At 52.3% G+C, this 15,431-nt stretch carries 11 protein-coding genes and 2 rRNA genes; all 13 read right to left on the minus strand.

Annotated elements, in window-relative coordinates:
* Nucleotides 1–96 precede the first annotated feature (96 nt).
* Nucleotides 97–3,023, minus strand: a 23S ribosomal RNA gene (locus tag MKX76_RS22460).
* A 353-nt stretch (nt 3,024–3,376) separates the two neighbouring features.
* Nucleotides 3,377–4,930: ribosomal RNA gene (locus MKX76_RS22465) — 16S ribosomal RNA — on the minus strand.
* The 16S and 23S rRNA genes sit together here, the layout of an rRNA operon.
* Nucleotides 4,931–5,707: 777 nt before the next feature.
* Nucleotides 5,708–6,181, minus strand: coding sequence for an IS200/IS605 family transposase (gene tnpA / locus MKX76_RS22470; protein ID WP_007128375.1), 474 nt, complete (start codon nt 6,179–6,181; stop codon nt 5,708–5,710).
* 205 nt (nt 6,182–6,386) lie between these two features.
* Nucleotides 6,387–7,898: a lysine--tRNA ligase gene (gene lysS, locus MKX76_RS22475; RefSeq protein ID WP_341034643.1), complete on the minus strand. Its 1,512-nt coding sequence runs from the start codon at nt 7,896–7,898 to the stop codon at nt 6,387–6,389.
* 238 nt (nt 7,899–8,136) lie between these two features.
* The gene (gene greA / locus MKX76_RS22480) at nt 8,137–8,613 is read right to left on the minus strand and encodes a transcription elongation factor GreA (RefSeq protein ID WP_007132906.1); all 477 of its coding nucleotides are present in this window, start codon (nt 8,611–8,613) and stop codon (nt 8,137–8,139) included.
* A gap of 213 nt (nt 8,614–8,826) precedes the next feature.
* The gene (gene dusB, locus MKX76_RS22485; RefSeq protein ID WP_007132905.1) at nt 8,827–9,852 is read right to left on the minus strand and encodes a tRNA dihydrouridine synthase DusB; all 1,026 of its coding nucleotides are present in this window, start codon (nt 9,850–9,852) and stop codon (nt 8,827–8,829) included.
* 347 nt (nt 9,853–10,199) lie between these two features.
* Nucleotides 10,200–10,406: a helix-turn-helix domain-containing protein gene (locus tag MKX76_RS22490; protein ID WP_007132904.1), complete on the minus strand. Its 207-nt coding sequence runs from the start codon at nt 10,404–10,406 to the stop codon at nt 10,200–10,202.
* Nucleotides 10,358–10,906: a 2-amino-4-hydroxy-6-hydroxymethyldihydropteridine diphosphokinase gene (folK, locus tag MKX76_RS22495; RefSeq protein WP_028405998.1), complete on the minus strand. Its 549-nt coding sequence runs from the start codon at nt 10,904–10,906 to the stop codon at nt 10,358–10,360. Before folK ends, MKX76_RS22490 begins: the two co-directional genes overlap by 49 nt.
* Nucleotides 10,907–10,913: 7 nt before the next feature.
* On the minus strand, nt 10,914–11,276 hold the full coding sequence (folB, locus tag MKX76_RS22500) for a dihydroneopterin aldolase (protein WP_007132902.1): 363 nt from the start codon (nt 11,274–11,276) through the stop codon (nt 10,914–10,916).
* 37 nt (nt 11,277–11,313) lie between these two features.
* Nucleotides 11,314–12,174, minus strand: a complete 861-nt coding sequence (gene folP, locus MKX76_RS22505; protein WP_028405999.1) for a dihydropteroate synthase — start codon at nt 12,172–12,174, stop codon at nt 11,314–11,316.
* On the minus strand, nt 12,171–13,058 hold the full coding sequence (locus MKX76_RS22510; RefSeq protein ID WP_341034644.1) for an aminotransferase class IV: 888 nt from the start codon (nt 13,056–13,058) through the stop codon (nt 12,171–12,173). Before MKX76_RS22510 ends, folP begins: the two co-directional genes overlap by 4 nt.
* Nucleotides 13,055–13,636: an aminodeoxychorismate/anthranilate synthase component II gene (gene pabA / locus MKX76_RS22515; RefSeq protein ID WP_007132899.1), complete on the minus strand. Its 582-nt coding sequence runs from the start codon at nt 13,634–13,636 to the stop codon at nt 13,055–13,057. Before pabA ends, MKX76_RS22510 begins: the two co-directional genes overlap by 4 nt.
* A gap of 4 nt (nt 13,637–13,640) precedes the next feature.
* Nucleotides 13,641–15,302, minus strand: coding sequence for an anthranilate synthase component I family protein (locus tag MKX76_RS22520; protein ID WP_007132898.1), 1,662 nt, complete (start codon nt 15,300–15,302; stop codon nt 13,641–13,643).
* Nucleotides 15,303–15,431 lie beyond the last annotated feature (129 nt).

Genomic DNA, 15,431 nt, shown 5'->3' on the forward strand with positions numbered 1-15,431 from the left:
TTAGAATCCGTAGCATTTCCCCAATGTTGGATCGGGGTCCCCGAAAAGTATTCGGCATCCGCTTCAAAGCTTCGCTTCACTTTTTGGGGTGTTGTTTAGGATAAGCCCTCGACCGATTAGTATTGGTCAGCTCCATGCATTACTGCACTTCCACCTCCAACCTATCTACCTCGTCGTCTTCAAGGGGTCTTACGAATTGGGAAATCTCATCTTGAGGGGGGCTTCACGCTTAGATGCTTTCAGCGCTTATCCCGTCCGTACGTAGCTACCCAGCCATGCTCCTGGCGGAACAACTGGTGCACCAGCGGTACGTCCATCCCGGTCCTCTCGTACTAAGGACAGCTCCTCTCAAATTTCCTACGCCCACGACAGATAGGGACCGAACTGTCTCACGACGTTCTGAACCCAGCTCGCGTACCGCTTTAATGGGCGAACAGCCCAACCCTTGGGACCTACTTCAGCCCCAGGATGCGATGAGCCGACATCGAGGTGCCAAACCTCCCCGTCGATGTGGACTCTTGGGGGAGATAAGCCTGTTATCCCCAGGGTAGCTTTTATCCGTTGAGCGATGGCCCTTCCATGCGGTACCACCGGATCACTAAGCCCGACTTTCGTCCCTGCTCGACTTGTAGGTCTCGCAGTCAAGCTCCCTTATGCCTTTGCACTCTTCGAATGATTTCCAACCATTCTGAGGGAACCTTGGGGCGCCTCCGTTACTCTTTAGGAGGCGACCGCCCCAGTCAAACTGCCCGCCTGACACTGTCCCCGTACCGGATCACGGTACCAGGTTAGAACCTAGATACGATCAGGGTGGTATCCCAACGTCGCCTCCACACAAGCTGGCGCTCATGCTTCTTAGGCTCCCACCTATCCTGTACAGATCGTACCCAAATCCAATATCAAGCTGCAGTAAAGCTCCATGGGGTCTTTCCGTCTTGTCGCGGGTAACCTGCATCTTCACAGGTATTAAAATTTCACCGGATCTCTCGTTGAGACAGCGCCCAAGTCGTTACGCCATTCGTGCGGGTCAGAATTTACCTGACAAGGAATTTCGCTACCTTAGGACCGTTATAGTTACGGCCGCCGTTTACTGGGGCTTCGGTTCACAGCTTCGGGATTACTCCCTAACCGCTCCCCTTAACCTTCCAGCACCGGGCAGGCGTCAGCCCGTATACTTCGCCTTGCGGCTTCGCACAGACCTGTGTTTTTGCTAAACAGTCGCTTGGGCCTTTTCACTGCGGCCCCCTCGGGCTATTCACCCTACCGAGGCACCCCTTCTCCCGAAGTTACGGGGTCATTTTGCCGAGTTCCTTAACGAGAGTTCTTCCGCGCGCCTTAGAATTCTCTTCTCGCCTACCTGTGTCGGTTTGCGGTACGGGCACCTTCACCTGACTAGAGGCTTTTCTTGGCAGTGTGAGATCATGACCTTCGCTACTGTAATTTTCACTCCCCATCACAGCCCAGCCTTACGATGTGCGGATTTGCCTACACATCAGCCTCACTGCTTGGACGGACATCCATCAGTCCGCGTCACTACCCTCCTGCGTCACCCCATCGTTCATAACGGTTTACGGTGGTACAGGAATTTCAACCTGTTGTCCTTCGACTACGCCTTTCGGCCTCGCCTTAGGTCCCGACTTACCCTGAGCGGACGAGCCTTCCTCAGGAAACCTTGGGCTTTCGGCGGATCAGATTCTCACTGATCTTTTCGTTACTCATACCGGCATTCTCACTTGTGTACTCTCCAGCGCTCCTTACGGTACACCTTCAACGCATACACAACGCTCCCCTACCCCTGATGCAAGCATCAAGCCATAGCTTCGGTGGTGTGTTTAGCCCCGTTACATTTTCGGCGCAGAGTCACTCGACCAGTGAGCTATTACGCACTCTTTAAATGGTGGCTGCTTCTAAGCCAACATCCTGGTTGTCTGTGCAACTCCACATCCTTTCCCACTTAACACACACTTGGGGACCTTAGCTGATGGTCTGGGCTGTTTCCCTTTTGACAATGGATCTTAGCACTCACTGTCTGACTCCCGGATATAAGTCTATGGCATTCGGAGTTTGACTGAGCTTGGTAACCCTTGCGGGCCCCGCACCCAATCAGTGCTCTACCTCCACGACTCTAATTTCCGAGGCTAGCCCTAAAGCTATTTCGGGGAGAACCAGCTATCTCCGAGTTCGATTGGAATTTCTCCGCTACCCCCACCTCATCCCCGCACTTTTCAACGTACGTGGGTTCGGGCCTCCAGTGCGTGTTACCGCACCTTCACCCTGGACAGGGGTAGATCACACGGTTTCGGGTCTACGTCCACATACTCAGTCGCCCTATTCAGACTCGCTTTCGCTGCGGCTACGGCTTCTCGCCTTAACCTTGCATGGGAACGTAACTCGCCGGTTCATTCTACAAAAGGCACGCCATCACCCCTATAATGGGCTCTGACTTCTTGTAAGCACACGGTTTCAGGTTCTATTTCACTCCCCTTCCGGGGTGCTTTTCACCTTTCCCTCACGGTACTGCTTCACTATCGGTCGCTAGGGAGTATTTAGCCTTAGCAGATGGTCCTGCTGGATTCATACGGGGTTTCACGTGCCCCGCACTACTCGGGATCCGTCTCGGAGGGTTCACATTTTCGATTACAGGGCTTTTACCTTCTATGGCCGGCCTTTCCAGACCTGTTCGTCTAATCTAAACCTTTGTAACTCCATGTGAGACGTCCCACAACCCCAGAGAGCAAGCTCTCTGGTTTAGGCTGTTCCGCGTTCGCTCGCCGCTACTGACGGAATCACTCTTGTTTTCTCTTCCTCCAGGTACTTAGATGTTTCAGTTCCCTGGGTATGCCTCTAGCTGCCCTATGTATTCAGGCAGAAGTGACTGGCTATTACACCAGTCGGGTTTCCCCATTCGGACATCCCCGGATCGAAGCTTGCTTACAGCTCCCCGAGGCAGTATCGTTGTTCGCCACGTCCTTCATCGGCTCCTAGCGCCTAGGCATCCTCCGTGTGCTCTTAGTAGCTTAACCTTATGCTCCGGTTGTTGCGCTCATCGCTCTGTTGTCCGCTTGTTTCCTGATTGGATAAAACCACTCAATGGTGAAACAAGCTTCCAAAGGATCGATGATCCCAAAACCTTCGCGTGCTACTTTTATTACTTGGTCTTTCAATGAAGACACAAGCAGCTAAAAGGATATTTCTAAAACGCAAATTCGTTTCGTTATCTAGTTTTCAAGGATCAAATGAGAGGTTGAACTCTCAAAACTGACCAACGAGTGAGTTGAAAGCTTTACGAAGTAAAGCTACTTCGAAAGCATAATCTCGGCGACCTTGCGGTCAGCCATATTTGAATGTCTTCGTTGCAGAAGACGATTCTCCATAGAAAGGAGGTGATCCAGCCGCACCTTCCGATACGGCTACCTTGTTACGACTTCACCCCAATCATCTACCCCACCTTCGGCGGCTGGCTCCCGTAAGGGTTACCCCACCGACTTCGGGTGTTGTAAACTCTCGTGGTGTGACGGGCGGTGTGTACAAGACCCGGGAACGTATTCACCGCGGCATGCTGATCCGCGATTACTAGCAATTCCGACTTCATGCAGGCGAGTTGCAGCCTGCAATCCGAACTGAGACTGGCTTTTTAGGATTGGCTCCACCTCGCGGCTTCGCTTCCCGTTGTACCAGCCATTGTAGTACGTGTGTAGCCCAAGTCATAAGGGGCATGATGATTTGACGTCATCCCCACCTTCCTCCGGTTTGTCACCGGCAGTCACCTTAGAGTGCCCACCTTAAGTGCTGGCAACTAAGATCAAGGGTTGCGCTCGTTGCGGGACTTAACCCAACATCTCACGACACGAGCTGACGACAACCATGCACCACCTGTCTCCTCTGTCCCGAAGGCCGCCTCTATCTCTAGAGGATTCAGAGGGATGTCAAGACTTGGTAAGGTTCTTCGCGTTGCTTCGAATTAAACCACATACTCCACTGCTTGTGCGGGTCCCCGTCAATTCCTTTGAGTTTCAGTCTTGCGACCGTACTCCCCAGGCGGAATGCTTAATGTGTTAACTTCGGCACCAAGGGTATCGAAACCCCTAACACCTAGCATTCATCGTTTACGGCGTGGACTACCAGGGTATCTAATCCTGTTCGCTCCCCACGCTTTCGCGCCTCAGCGTCAGTTACAGCCCAGAGAGTCGCCTTCGCCACTGGTGTTCCTCCACATATCTACGCATTTCACCGCTACACGTGGAATTCCACTCTCCTCTTCTGCACTCAAGTCCCCCAGTTTCCAGTGCGTCCCGAAGTTGAGCCTCGGGTTTAAACACCAGACTTAAAGAACCGCCTGCGCGCGCTTTACGCCCAATAATTCCGGACAACGCTTGCCCCCTACGTATTACCGCGGCTGCTGGCACGTAGTTAGCCGGGGCTTTCTTCTCAGGTACCGTCACTCTCATAGCAGTTACTCTATGAGACGTTCTTCCCTGGCAACAGAGCTTTACGATCCGAAAACCTTCATCACTCACGCGGCGTTGCTCCGTCAGGCTTTCGCCCATTGCGGAAGATTCCCTACTGCTGCCTCCCGTAGGAGTCTGGGCCGTGTCTCAGTCCCAGTGTGGCCGTTCACCCTCTCAGGTCGGCTACGCATCGTCGCCTTGGTGAGCCGTTACCTCACCAACTAGCTAATGCGCCGCAGGCCCATCCTCAAGTGACAGATTGCTCCGCCTTTCATAACTCTGCCATGCAGCAGATTTAATTATCCGGTATTAGCTACCGTTTCCGGTAGTTATCCCAGTCTTGAGGGCAGGTTGCCTACGTGTTACTCACCCGTCCGCCGCTAAGCATCAGGAGTGCAAGCACTCCATCAGCTCCGCTCGACTTGCATGTATTAGGCACGCCGCCAGCGTTCGTCCTGAGCCAGGATCAAACTCTCCAATAAAGATCGTCCGAAGGACGATCGACCTCGCCGGATTTGGGTTCCACTCGGATGAGTGAATCAAATCTGGTGAGTCTTGAAAGAGCGATTAAGCTCATTTAGAAAAACTGACGAGAATTTGTTCAATTCTCTATTGTAACTCCCCGCCGAAGCGGTTCGTTTTTACTCACTCGTTGTTCAGTTTTCAAAGATCAACCTTTTCGTTCGTTACCAGCAATCTCTCTCGCTAGCAACTTTTATATCTTATCACACTCTTTCGATTAATGCAAGCTTTTTTTGAATTTCTTTTTTCAATCCATTCTCTTTAGCTTGTTCAATCCGGTGTGCTTACCGGCTGTTTTCTTGGCCGGAAATATAATATACCATGGGATTTAGAATTGTGCAACCCTTAATTGCAATATTATCTTGCGGTAAAATAATCCTCGTCATTTGTAATGAATGATCATTAAATCATCCATAGGCCGCCGCCGTATATCCGTCCCTAACCGATTAACGATTGCAGGTTCCTCTCCGTACGAGCTTCACGCCTCTCCTATTGCTCGATCCATTTGCGGAAAGATTCTACTTAAATGCATGAAGGAGACTACCTTCGTTTAATGATACAGCCACATAAACAAGGAACAATGGAAAGAAGTCATAATCAGAACCACCCGTCAAACGGGTGGTTTGCTCTTGGGGTATAACCCCTTGTTGCCAAACTGCGCCTAAAGACGCTAGCCTGACAATAAAATTGTTCAGGCTCAGTGTAATTTGTCACTTTCACTTACCAGTTAAACTGGTTTACTTCTTCTTGCTACTGTTTTTGCTGAATGGGTCTTCATACTCTTTCACACTCAGTTTATCAATTGCCTGGTCGTGTGCTTCTTGCTCACGGATATATTTTGCCACGGTGGCTTCATTCAAGCCCACTGTGCTGACGTAGTATCCCTCCGCCCAAAATTTTCGATTGCCATATTTATACTTCAAGCTAGCATGCTTCTCGAATATCATGAGTGAGCTTTTCCCCTTCAGGTATCCCATAAATGATGATACTGAGATTTTGGGGGGAATTGCTACCAACATATGTACATGATCGGGCATCATGTGGCCTTCGATTATCTCCACTCCCTTGTATTTGCATAATCGTTTGAAAATTTCGATTAAGTCTTTCCTCACTTGATTATAAATCTCTTTCCGTCTATACTTCGGGGTGAACACAATGTGGTACTTGCACATCCACTTCGTGTGAGCTAAACTATAGCTCTTGTTTGCCATCTAAGACCATTCCTTTCATTATTGAGCCTGAACATCTCAATTTTATCGGAATGGTCTTGTTGGTCAAACCCTCGATCCCTCCACCCGCATAGCGGGTGGTTTTTTGTTTCGCACGCTTCGCGAGCTCAACTGGCTAAAGCCATAAAAAAAGCAGCCAGCTCCCAAGCTGACTGCCTTTGAAATCTCATCGTACGAACATCTTCAACTACTCGCGATTACGCATATGCGGGAAGAGCAGTACATCGCGGATGGACGGTGAATCGGTCAGCAGCATGATCAAACGATCGATACCGATGCCGAGTCCGCCTGTCGGCGGCATGCCATACTCCAGCGCACGCAGGAAATCCTCATCCATCTCATGCGCTTCATCGTTCCCCTGCTCCTTCTCTTTCAGCTGGGCTTCAAAGCGCTGGCGCTGATCGATCGGATCATTCAGCTCGGAGAATGCATTGGCATGCTCACGGGCTACGATAAACAGCTCAAAACGATCCGTAAAGCGCGGGTCGGCATCATTCTTTTTCGCCAGCGGCGAAATTTCAACCGGATGACCGGTAACGAAGGTCGGTTGAATCAACGTCTCCTCGACGAACTGCTCGAAGAACGCATTCAGAATATGGCCAAAGGTCATATGCGGCTCAACCGGCACTTTATGCTCTTTTGCCAGGCGGTGGGCTTCCTCGTTCGTCATCTGAACGCCGAAATCAACCCCGACAATTTCCTTAACCGCATCCACCATGGATACGCGGCGCCATTGCGGCTTCAAGTTGACTTCATGCCCTTGATAATTGATGACCTGCGTGCCCAGTACTTCCTGGGCAATGTGAGCGATCATGTTTTCGGTCAGGGCCATAATATCCTTGTAATCGGCATATGCTTCATACAGCTCAATCATGGTGAACTCCGGATTATGACGGGTCGAGATCCCTTCATTCCGGTACACGCGGCCGATCTCGTATACTTTCTCCAATCCGCCCACGATCAGACGCTTAAGATGAAGCTCAATCGCAATACGCATGTACAGCTCCATATCGAGCGCATTATGATGCGTAATAAACGGACGGGCGGCAGCTCCCCCCGCGATCGAATGCAGGGTCGGCGTTTCCACCTCAAGATATCCTAACGAATCGAGGTAACGGCGCATCGACTGAATTATGCGGGAACGGGTAATGAAGGTCTTCTGAACGTCCGGATTGATGATCAGGTCGACGTAACGCTGACGGTAACGAAGTTCCACATCCTTCAAACCATGGAACTTCTCAGGGAGCGGATACAGTGATTTTGAAAGAACCTCAATCTCCATCACTTTCACGGTTAACTCACCGGTCTTCGTCTTGAAGAGAACACCCTTCACGCCGATGATGTCCCCAAGATCGAGAATGCTGAACGCTTCGTACTGTGCCTCGGCAACCGTATCCTGACGAACATAAATCTGAATTCGGCCGCTCAAATCCTGGATATGGGCGAAAGAAGCCTTACCCATGCCGCGCTTGGCCATAATCCGGCCGGCCAGATTCACTTCCACCTGCTTCTCATCGAGCTCTTCCTTGGAAAGTGCGTCATACGCCTTCACGATATCGCCGGCATGATGCTCTCTTTCGTATTTTCCCCCGAACGGGTCGATGCCAAGCTTCCGAAGCTCGTCCAATTTATTGCGTCGAATCTGCAGAAGCTCACTTAGCTCCTGCTCCTGTTCCTGGTTATTGATTTCTTCCGTCATTGTCGCTCATCTCCTTCATTTCACTTCCATACATAGTCCCGTCACCAACAAATAACAGCATCACACAGCGCCGTCCGAGCTCTTCGTTCGTGACTACATCTTCCTGCAGGTGTGCATATTCGCCAAGGACTTAAAGGTATGGCTTGCCCATTTCGCAGCATCACACGATTAAGTCCTATACACAGCTATCTAATTTAAAAAAGCCCCCCGAAGGAAGCTTTCGCAATCACATTCCGACTTACTTCTTAATATCTACAATTTTATATTGAATAACGCCCGCTGGAACGTTAACATCAACAACCGAGCCTTTGGCCTTGCCGATGATCGCTTTGCCGACAGGGCTTTCGTTGGAAATCTTATTGTTAAGCGGATCGGACTCTGCCGTACCCACTATCGTGTATTCCATCTTGTCGCCAAACTCCAGATCTTCAACGATAACGGTATTGCCGACACTGACGATATCGGTGTTAATGTCATCGTGGTTGATGATACGCGCATTGCGGAGCATCTTCTCCAGCGTAATGATTCGTCCTTCGATAAAGGCCTGCTCGTTCTTGGCGTCTTCATATTCGGAGTTTTCACTAATATCGCCATAGCCGATGGCAACCTTGATCCGCTCTGCCACTTCGCGGCGTTTCACAGATTTTAGATTTTCAAGTTCGTCCTCCAGCTTCTTCAGACCGTCCTGTGTAAGAATGACTTCTTTATCGCTCATTAACCGATTCTCCTGTCATGTAAATAATTTATACCACGGTATCACCATACTATATGCGAATTCTTGGGGATCAGAACCTCCCCGTGATGCAAGCTTCTTTCTTGGAATTTATACTGAAAGATTATATGGTAACCATTTCAAAAAGTCAATGTGCGCCAAGGCTGTCAGCGGTGATATATACGGCACACCGTTAACAGCCTTTTTAGCGTATCATTATCCAACCGCTGCAACTGTTTGAGGATACGCACTAGCGGTCGTCTCCCCTTGATCCTCGAGTGAATCCACGAAGCTGTTCAGGATGTTGACCATTTCATCCCGTTTCGTTTCTTCCATAATGGTATCCTTGATCCGGGCAGATCCCTTGAGACCCTTGAGGTACCAAGCAAGATGCTTCCGCATCTCTTTGACCGCTACCTGCTCACCCCGAAGGGCAATCAACCGGTCCATATGCAAAATAGCAATGCGAATCTTCTCCTGCGGCGTCGGATCCGGAAGAAGCTCGCCTGTCTTCAGATATTCCACGGTGCGGTACAGCATCCAAGGATTACCCAGCGCACCGCGGCCGATCATGACCCCGTCGCAGCCGGTCGTATCCAGCATCCGCTTGGCGTCCTCGGGCGTGACCACGTCTCCGTTGCCGATGACCGGAATCGACACAGCTTCCTTCACCTGCCGAATAATGTTCCAATCGGCATGTCCGGTATACAGCTGCTCCCGCGTACGTCCGTGGACGCTGACGGCCTGGCCGCCCGCGCGCTCTACCGCCTGCGCATTTTCAACCGCAAAGATATGCTCGCTGTCCCAGCCGGTACGCATTTTCACCGTAACCGGTTTGTTCACGGCATCCACCACGGCGGCCACCATTTCGTAAATTTTATTCGAATCCAGCAGCCAGCGGGCGCCGGCATCCATTTTCGTCACTTTAGGTGCCGGACAGCCCATATTGATATCAATGATATCGGCATTGGTCTGCTGGTCGACAACTTTTGCAGCCTCGACGAGAGAATCGCGGTCGCCGCCGAAAATCTGAAGGCTGAGCGGCTTCTCCCGTTCGTCGACGAACAGCATCTCCTGCGTGCGTTTATTCCCATGCACAATTGCTTTGCCGCTAACCATCTCCGCACAGACCAAGCCTGTGCCGAATTCCTTGGCGATCAGCCGGAATGCCGGGTTGCACACGCCCGCCATCGGGGCGAGAACAACCTGGTTCTTCATCTCGATGTCTCCGATTTTCAACATGTTATGTCCCTCCTTTATACTTCAAATATATATCGCTGAATGATCCCCTCTCTGACTAGAAAGTGAATCCGTAATTCTCAAACTCATTCATCATACCCATTTCCGTCACGCCCGTCCAGTTCATGACAGTTCATGAAAGGATGGCAGGATGTCCAATGCGCCTTGCTCCCTAGGTTACGGTATAGTGATTAGCAAGCTGCACGCAGTTCATACCCTGACGACATGCAGTAGACTTAGAAATTCCCGAAAGAGATTTCGAAATCGAGGTTGTTCGGTTTGCAGGTGATCCATGGATCTCCATTTTCCGGAGCCACGGCTTCGGCATAACATGCATGGCGAGCGGGGCATCAGCCTCTTGCCTTCAGCTCCTGCAGCGAAATTCCAAGTACCTCGGCAATCTTCGCAAGGATCTGCTCCTCGGCCTTGCGATTACCCCGCTCAACGGCCCCCAGCACGGCCAGCGAAATGCCCGTGCGCTCGGCCAGTTCCTGCTGCGTCAAACCCTTTAATTTTCGGAAAGCGCGGATACGCTGCGCCAGCTGCTTGTTTTCCAAAGCTGTATTCCTTCCTTTCCTTCCAGTTTCGCAAGAGCTGTCTGCACCACCCGGTACAAGCCGGAAGGCTCATCCTCAAATACGATATCGGAAAGCGGCCTAAGAACAAACGAACGCTCCTGCATGCGGGGATGCGGGAGCATCAGCTCCGGCGTATCCAGGCGGCGTCCCTCCATCCACAGCAAATCCAGATCAACCGTCCGCGGTCCCCAATGAATATGACGGACACGGCCGAGTTCCTTCTCTATCCGCTGCATTTCGGCAAGAAGCGCGTGCGGACTCAAGGATGTCGACACAACCGCCGCCATGTTGAGGAACATTGGCTGATCAATATAACCTACAGGCTCGGTCTCGTATAGATGGGAGACTCGCAGCACTTGAATGCCGGGCGTATCATCCAAACGTTCCAGGGCTTCCATCAGGTTCCCTTCACGGTCCCCCAAATTGGCCCCTAAAGCAATATAAGCCTCTGAGCACTCAGAGGTGGCGTGTGAATTCATGATCGTCTCACTTTCTGGTCCGATGGAGCTCAATGGTAACACCTTCGAAATGAATGTCAAAAGGAGGGTGCGGCTTCGTTAATCGGACCGTTAAAGCATCGATAATAGTATAAGTGTCCAGTACTTTAGTTGCAATATGCTCCGCTAAAGCTTCAATTAATTGAAAGGACTCCTGCCGCATGATGCCTTGAAGGAGCTCATGAATCTCGGCATAATTTACCGTTAACGTCAGATCGTCGGCAGCCGCAGCCTTGCTGAGATCCAGCTCAAGCTCCAGATCGACGTAAAAACGCTGACCAAGCTTGCGCTCTTCCTCAAACACACCATGATAACCGTAGTATTCCATCCGGCTCAATATCATTTTATCCATTCTCTAGCTCCGCCCTTCCATCCAATCTGATAAAAAATCACATCCGGCGCAGTTCCGGCGAGGCATATACCATCGCATCACACATCTTCGCCGTGCGTTTCATATGCAGCACGTCATGCACCCGAACGATCTGGCAGCCTTGCGCGATGCCGTAAGCCACCGTAGCCGCTGTTCCTTCCAACACATCTTGGGCAGGCGCATTGAGCGTCGTCTGAATGAACCGTTTGCGCGATGTTGCCAGGAGCACCGGAAACCCAAGCTCAACCAGCTTGTCCAGCGATGCCATCACCTGCAGGTTCTCCATATAATCCTTCGCAAACCCGATTCCCGGGTCCAGCAAAATATGTTCATCCTTCACCCCGGCCGCTCGAGCAATTTCGACACTTTCCATCAAATCCCGTTTCACGTCTTCCACGAGGTCGGTATAATCCCGGTTCCGGCGGTTATGCATCAGGATAACCGGGCAGCCGAGCTCCGCCGCTGTTCTCGCCATGTCCGGATCCTCTTTGAACCCCCATATATCGTTGATAATATGAGCGCCGGCTTGGATCGCCTGGCGGGCTACCTCGGCCTTATAAGTATCCACCGACAACGGAATATGGGGGGCATGCCGGTGGATCGCTTCCACAACCGGAATAACCCGGGCGAGCTCCTCATCTACTCCGACCGGCTCATGACCCGGGCGGGTCGATTCCCCCCCGATATCAATCAGATCGGCTCCGTCCTCGATCAGCTGCATCGCATGCGCGAGCGCCCGCTCCGTATCATTATACCGGCCGCCGTCAGAGAACGAATCCGGCGTTACATTCAATATCCCCATGATCAGCGTCGATTGTCCCAGCTTCAGGACTGCTTCTTCGCTAAGTCGGTATTCCCGTTCATATATCGTGGTTTTCATTGGTGCAACCCTGCTTTCTCTCGATAGGCTCCGAGTAAAATCCGGGTGATCGGACCGGTTGTCCCTGCTCCAACGACCTGGTGAACATCGTCCAGACCAATCAGCGTCGTTACCGGTACAATCTCCTGAACGGAGCCAGTCGTAAATATTTCATCCGCTTCCAGCAGATCACGCCAGCGGTAGCGCCCCTCCTCGGTTCGAATCCCGGCTTCCGCTGCCAGCTCCAGCACAACTGCCCGCGTAATGCCGGGGAGAATGCCTGTCCCGAGGTCAGGCGTATACAGCCGTCCCTGCTTCACGAAAAACACGTTGCTGACGATTCCCTCAGCCAGCTCGCCGGCAGCTGTTAGCAGCAAGCCTTCAGCCGGTCCTTCCGAATGGGTCGGGTAACGGTCGAGCTCCCGCTTCGCGAGTATATTATTCATATAATGCAAGGATTTCATCCGGATCGGCGACTCCGGCGTATTTCGGGGAAGAGAAAGGAGCCGCAGCGCCCGTCCCTTCTCGTATAAAGATCCATTCGTCCCAGGCAGTGCTTTGGCAAACAAGATTTGCGCCGGTTTGACATAATCGCCCGACGGCAACCCCAGGGGAGCTTCGCCGGCCGTTATCGTATAACGGATATAGGCATCCGCCAGCCCGTTCGCGTTCATTAGGTCCGTGATCCAGGCACGGATGGACTCCGGATCCGCCTGATATTCGATGCCCATCCATGCACAGCTCTCAGCGAGACGGTTCAGATGCCGCTCCAGCAGGAACGGCTGGCCGTTATAGGTGCGAAACGTCTCAAACGCGCCCATCCCGTATAACAATCCGTGGTCCAACACAGACACTTCAGCCCGGGCAGCTTCGACAATGCCGCCGTTCAAGCCGACAAATTTCATGCCTTGGCACCTGCGGTCCGCTTCAGGAAATTCCGGAGCATTTGATGGCCATGATCCGTAATGATCGATTCCGGATGGAACTGCACGCCTTCCACCGGGTACTGTTTATGGGCAAGCCCCATAATTTCGCCTTCTTCGGTCCAAGCGGTAATCTCCAGTTCGTCCGGGAGGCTTTCCTTCTCAACGATCAGCGAATGATAACGCGTCGCCGTGAACGGATTTGGCAGCCCCTCAAAGACGGAACGGCCCTCATGATGGATCGGCGAGGTCTTGCCGTGCATGAGCCGCTCGGCCCGGACGACCTTGCCGCCGAAGGCCTGGCCGATGGCCTGATGCCCCAGGCAAACGCCGAAGATCGGGATAACGCCTTTGAAATGGGATATGACTTCCAAGCTGACGCCTGCTTCGTTAGGTGTGCACGGACCTGGGGAGATCAGAATATGATCCGGCGCCAGCGCTTCAATGCCGGCAATATCGATCTCATCGTTCCGGAATACCTTAACTTCCTCACCGAGCTCACCCAAATACTGAACCAGGTTGTACGTAAATGAATCATAATTGTCGATCACAAGTATCATACGTTTATCCCCCTATATCCGCAGCTACGGCTGCAGCTTCTTCTTCACTGCACATCAAGGCTGCAATCAAAGCCTTTGCCTTGTTATGGCACTCCCTGTACTCCCGATAAGGATCCGAATCGATCACGATGCCGGCCCCCGTCTGAATGTAGCCGATCCCATCCTTCACCGCGAGGGTTCGGATAATAATATTCAGCTCCATATCCCCGTTATAGTCAATCCAGCCCATCGAACCGGTGTAGGGCCCTCTCGTAACCGGCTCCAGCTCCTCAATGATTTCCATCGTCCGGATTTTGGGTGCGCCCGTTATCGTGCCTCCAGGAAATACGGCGGCAATGACGTCATACGCCTTGCTGCCCTCCGCAAGCCGTCCCTCGACCTGCGATACGAGATGCATGACATGCGAATACCGCTCCACCGTCATCAGCTCCGGGACATGAACGGTGCCGTAAGCTGCAATCCGGCCAATATCATTGCGCTCCAGATCAACAAGCATGATATGCTCCGCGCGTTCCTTCTCGCTGCCGAGAAGCTCAGCCTCCATCGCCGCATCCTCTTCTGGATTGCCCCCGCGGCGCCGGGTTCCTGCAATCGGACGGGCCGATACGATATCGCCGTCCACCTTCACCAGCAGCTCCGGCGATCCGCTGGCCAGACTGAATCCCGGCGACGTCAGGTAACCCATGTAAGGGGACGGATTCAAGATCCGCATCCATTCATAGACCTCTGCCGGATCCCCGTGGAGCTTCAGATGCCGCCTGAGGGACAGATTAACCTGAAACACGTCCCCTTGCCTTATATACTCCTGGATGGCCAGCACTGCCTGCTGAAACGCATCCTGCGAGAAATCAATCTCGAGCCGGTCCCAGCCTTCAACATGAGGTCCTGACAGCTCCCCGGCCCTTTCCACACGCTTGCGTTGCTGCCTTGAATTCTCGGACTCGCCCTCGCCTCCGGCTTCCAAAGGTTGGCCGAACAAGTCGTTCCATGCAGTCAGCATACGCTCTGCCTTTGCCTCGGCTTCGGCGTACCGCTGTCGTAGCGAAAGCTCCTGCTCCGGTGATAGACCGGAAGCCTGATTCTTCCCCGAAGCGGACTTATCGCTTAAACCAGATTGATCCTCTTGCCGTTTGTGGCCATCCCACGGAACATGGATCGAGCAGTAGATCGATTCATCCTTGTGGTCGTAGATCCAAATCTCATTCATCTGCATCCATAAATAATCGGGGAAGCCGGGCTCGTCCTTGGCCAAGGCCGGCAGCTGTTCGATGGAGCGGATGACGTCATAGCTGAGAAAGCCCGCGCAGCCTCCGCGAAAATCCGGCCACCCCTGAATCCGCGGCGCACGAAAGGCATGCATCCAATTCTCCAGCAGATGCAGCGGTTTACCCGCAACCTTTTGCCGTTCTCCGGTAGACAGCGTAAGGATCTCTCCCTCATCTCCCTTGCCCTGCAGGATGGACGCCGGTTGCAGGCCAAGATACGTATAACGTCCGCCCTTGCCGCTCTCGAATACGAAAGCATAGGGAGAAGCCGATCTCCAAGCCTGCTTCCATGATGGAGGAAGTCCTCTGGAACTTCCTTTATATTGAACCAGATAGGGAAGTACGGACCAGCCCTCCGCAGCCCACGCAAGCCAATGGGCCAAATCCAATCTTCTCTTCATGCCGATCCTCCCTTATAGTATTGAACGCATAAACCCTTACTGTTGCCTGTCAGTATACTGTATCCCGCCTCGCTTGAAAACCCTAAAAACATGCTTGGCCAACAATATTTTTTTACGTTCAGAAGCAGC

Source organism: Paenibacillus sp. FSL R5-0810, assembly GCF_038002285.1.
Taxonomy (GTDB): domain Bacteria; phylum Bacillota; class Bacilli; order Paenibacillales; family Paenibacillaceae; genus Paenibacillus_AQ; species Paenibacillus_AQ lactis.

Bases quoted from the DNA above. Each gene is read 5' to 3' on its own strand.
- lysS (WP_341034643.1), bottom strand. From the start codon at position 7,898: ATGACGGAAGAAATCAATAACCAGGAACAGGAGCAGGAGCTAAGTGAG.
- pabA (WP_007132899.1), bottom strand. From the start codon at position 13,636: ATGATACTTGTGATCGACAATTATGATTCATTTACGTACAACCTGGTT.
- MKX76_RS22520 (WP_007132898.1), bottom strand. From the start codon at position 15,302: ATGAAGAGAAGATTGGATTTGGCCCATTGGCTTGCGTGGGCTGCGGAG.
- folB (WP_007132902.1), bottom strand. From the start codon at position 11,276: ATGGATAAAATGATATTGAGCCGGATGGAATACTACGGTTATCATGGT.
- greA (WP_007132906.1), bottom strand. From the start codon at position 8,613: ATGAGCGATAAAGAAGTCATTCTTACACAGGACGGTCTGAAGAAGCTG.
- folP (WP_028405999.1), bottom strand. From the start codon at position 12,174: ATGAAAACCACGATATATGAACGGGAATACCGACTTAGCGAAGAAGCA.
- dusB (WP_007132905.1), bottom strand. From the start codon at position 9,852: ATGTTGAAAATCGGAGACATCGAGATGAAGAACCAGGTTGTTCTCGCC.
- MKX76_RS22510 (WP_341034644.1), bottom strand. From the start codon at position 13,058: ATGAAATTTGTCGGCTTGAACGGCGGCATTGTCGAAGCTGCCCGGGCT.
- tnpA (WP_007128375.1), bottom strand. From the start codon at position 6,181: ATGGCAAACAAGAGCTATAGTTTAGCTCACACGAAGTGGATGTGCAAG.
- folK (WP_028405998.1), bottom strand. From the start codon at position 10,906: ATGAATTCACACGCCACCTCTGAGTGCTCAGAGGCTTATATTGCTTTA.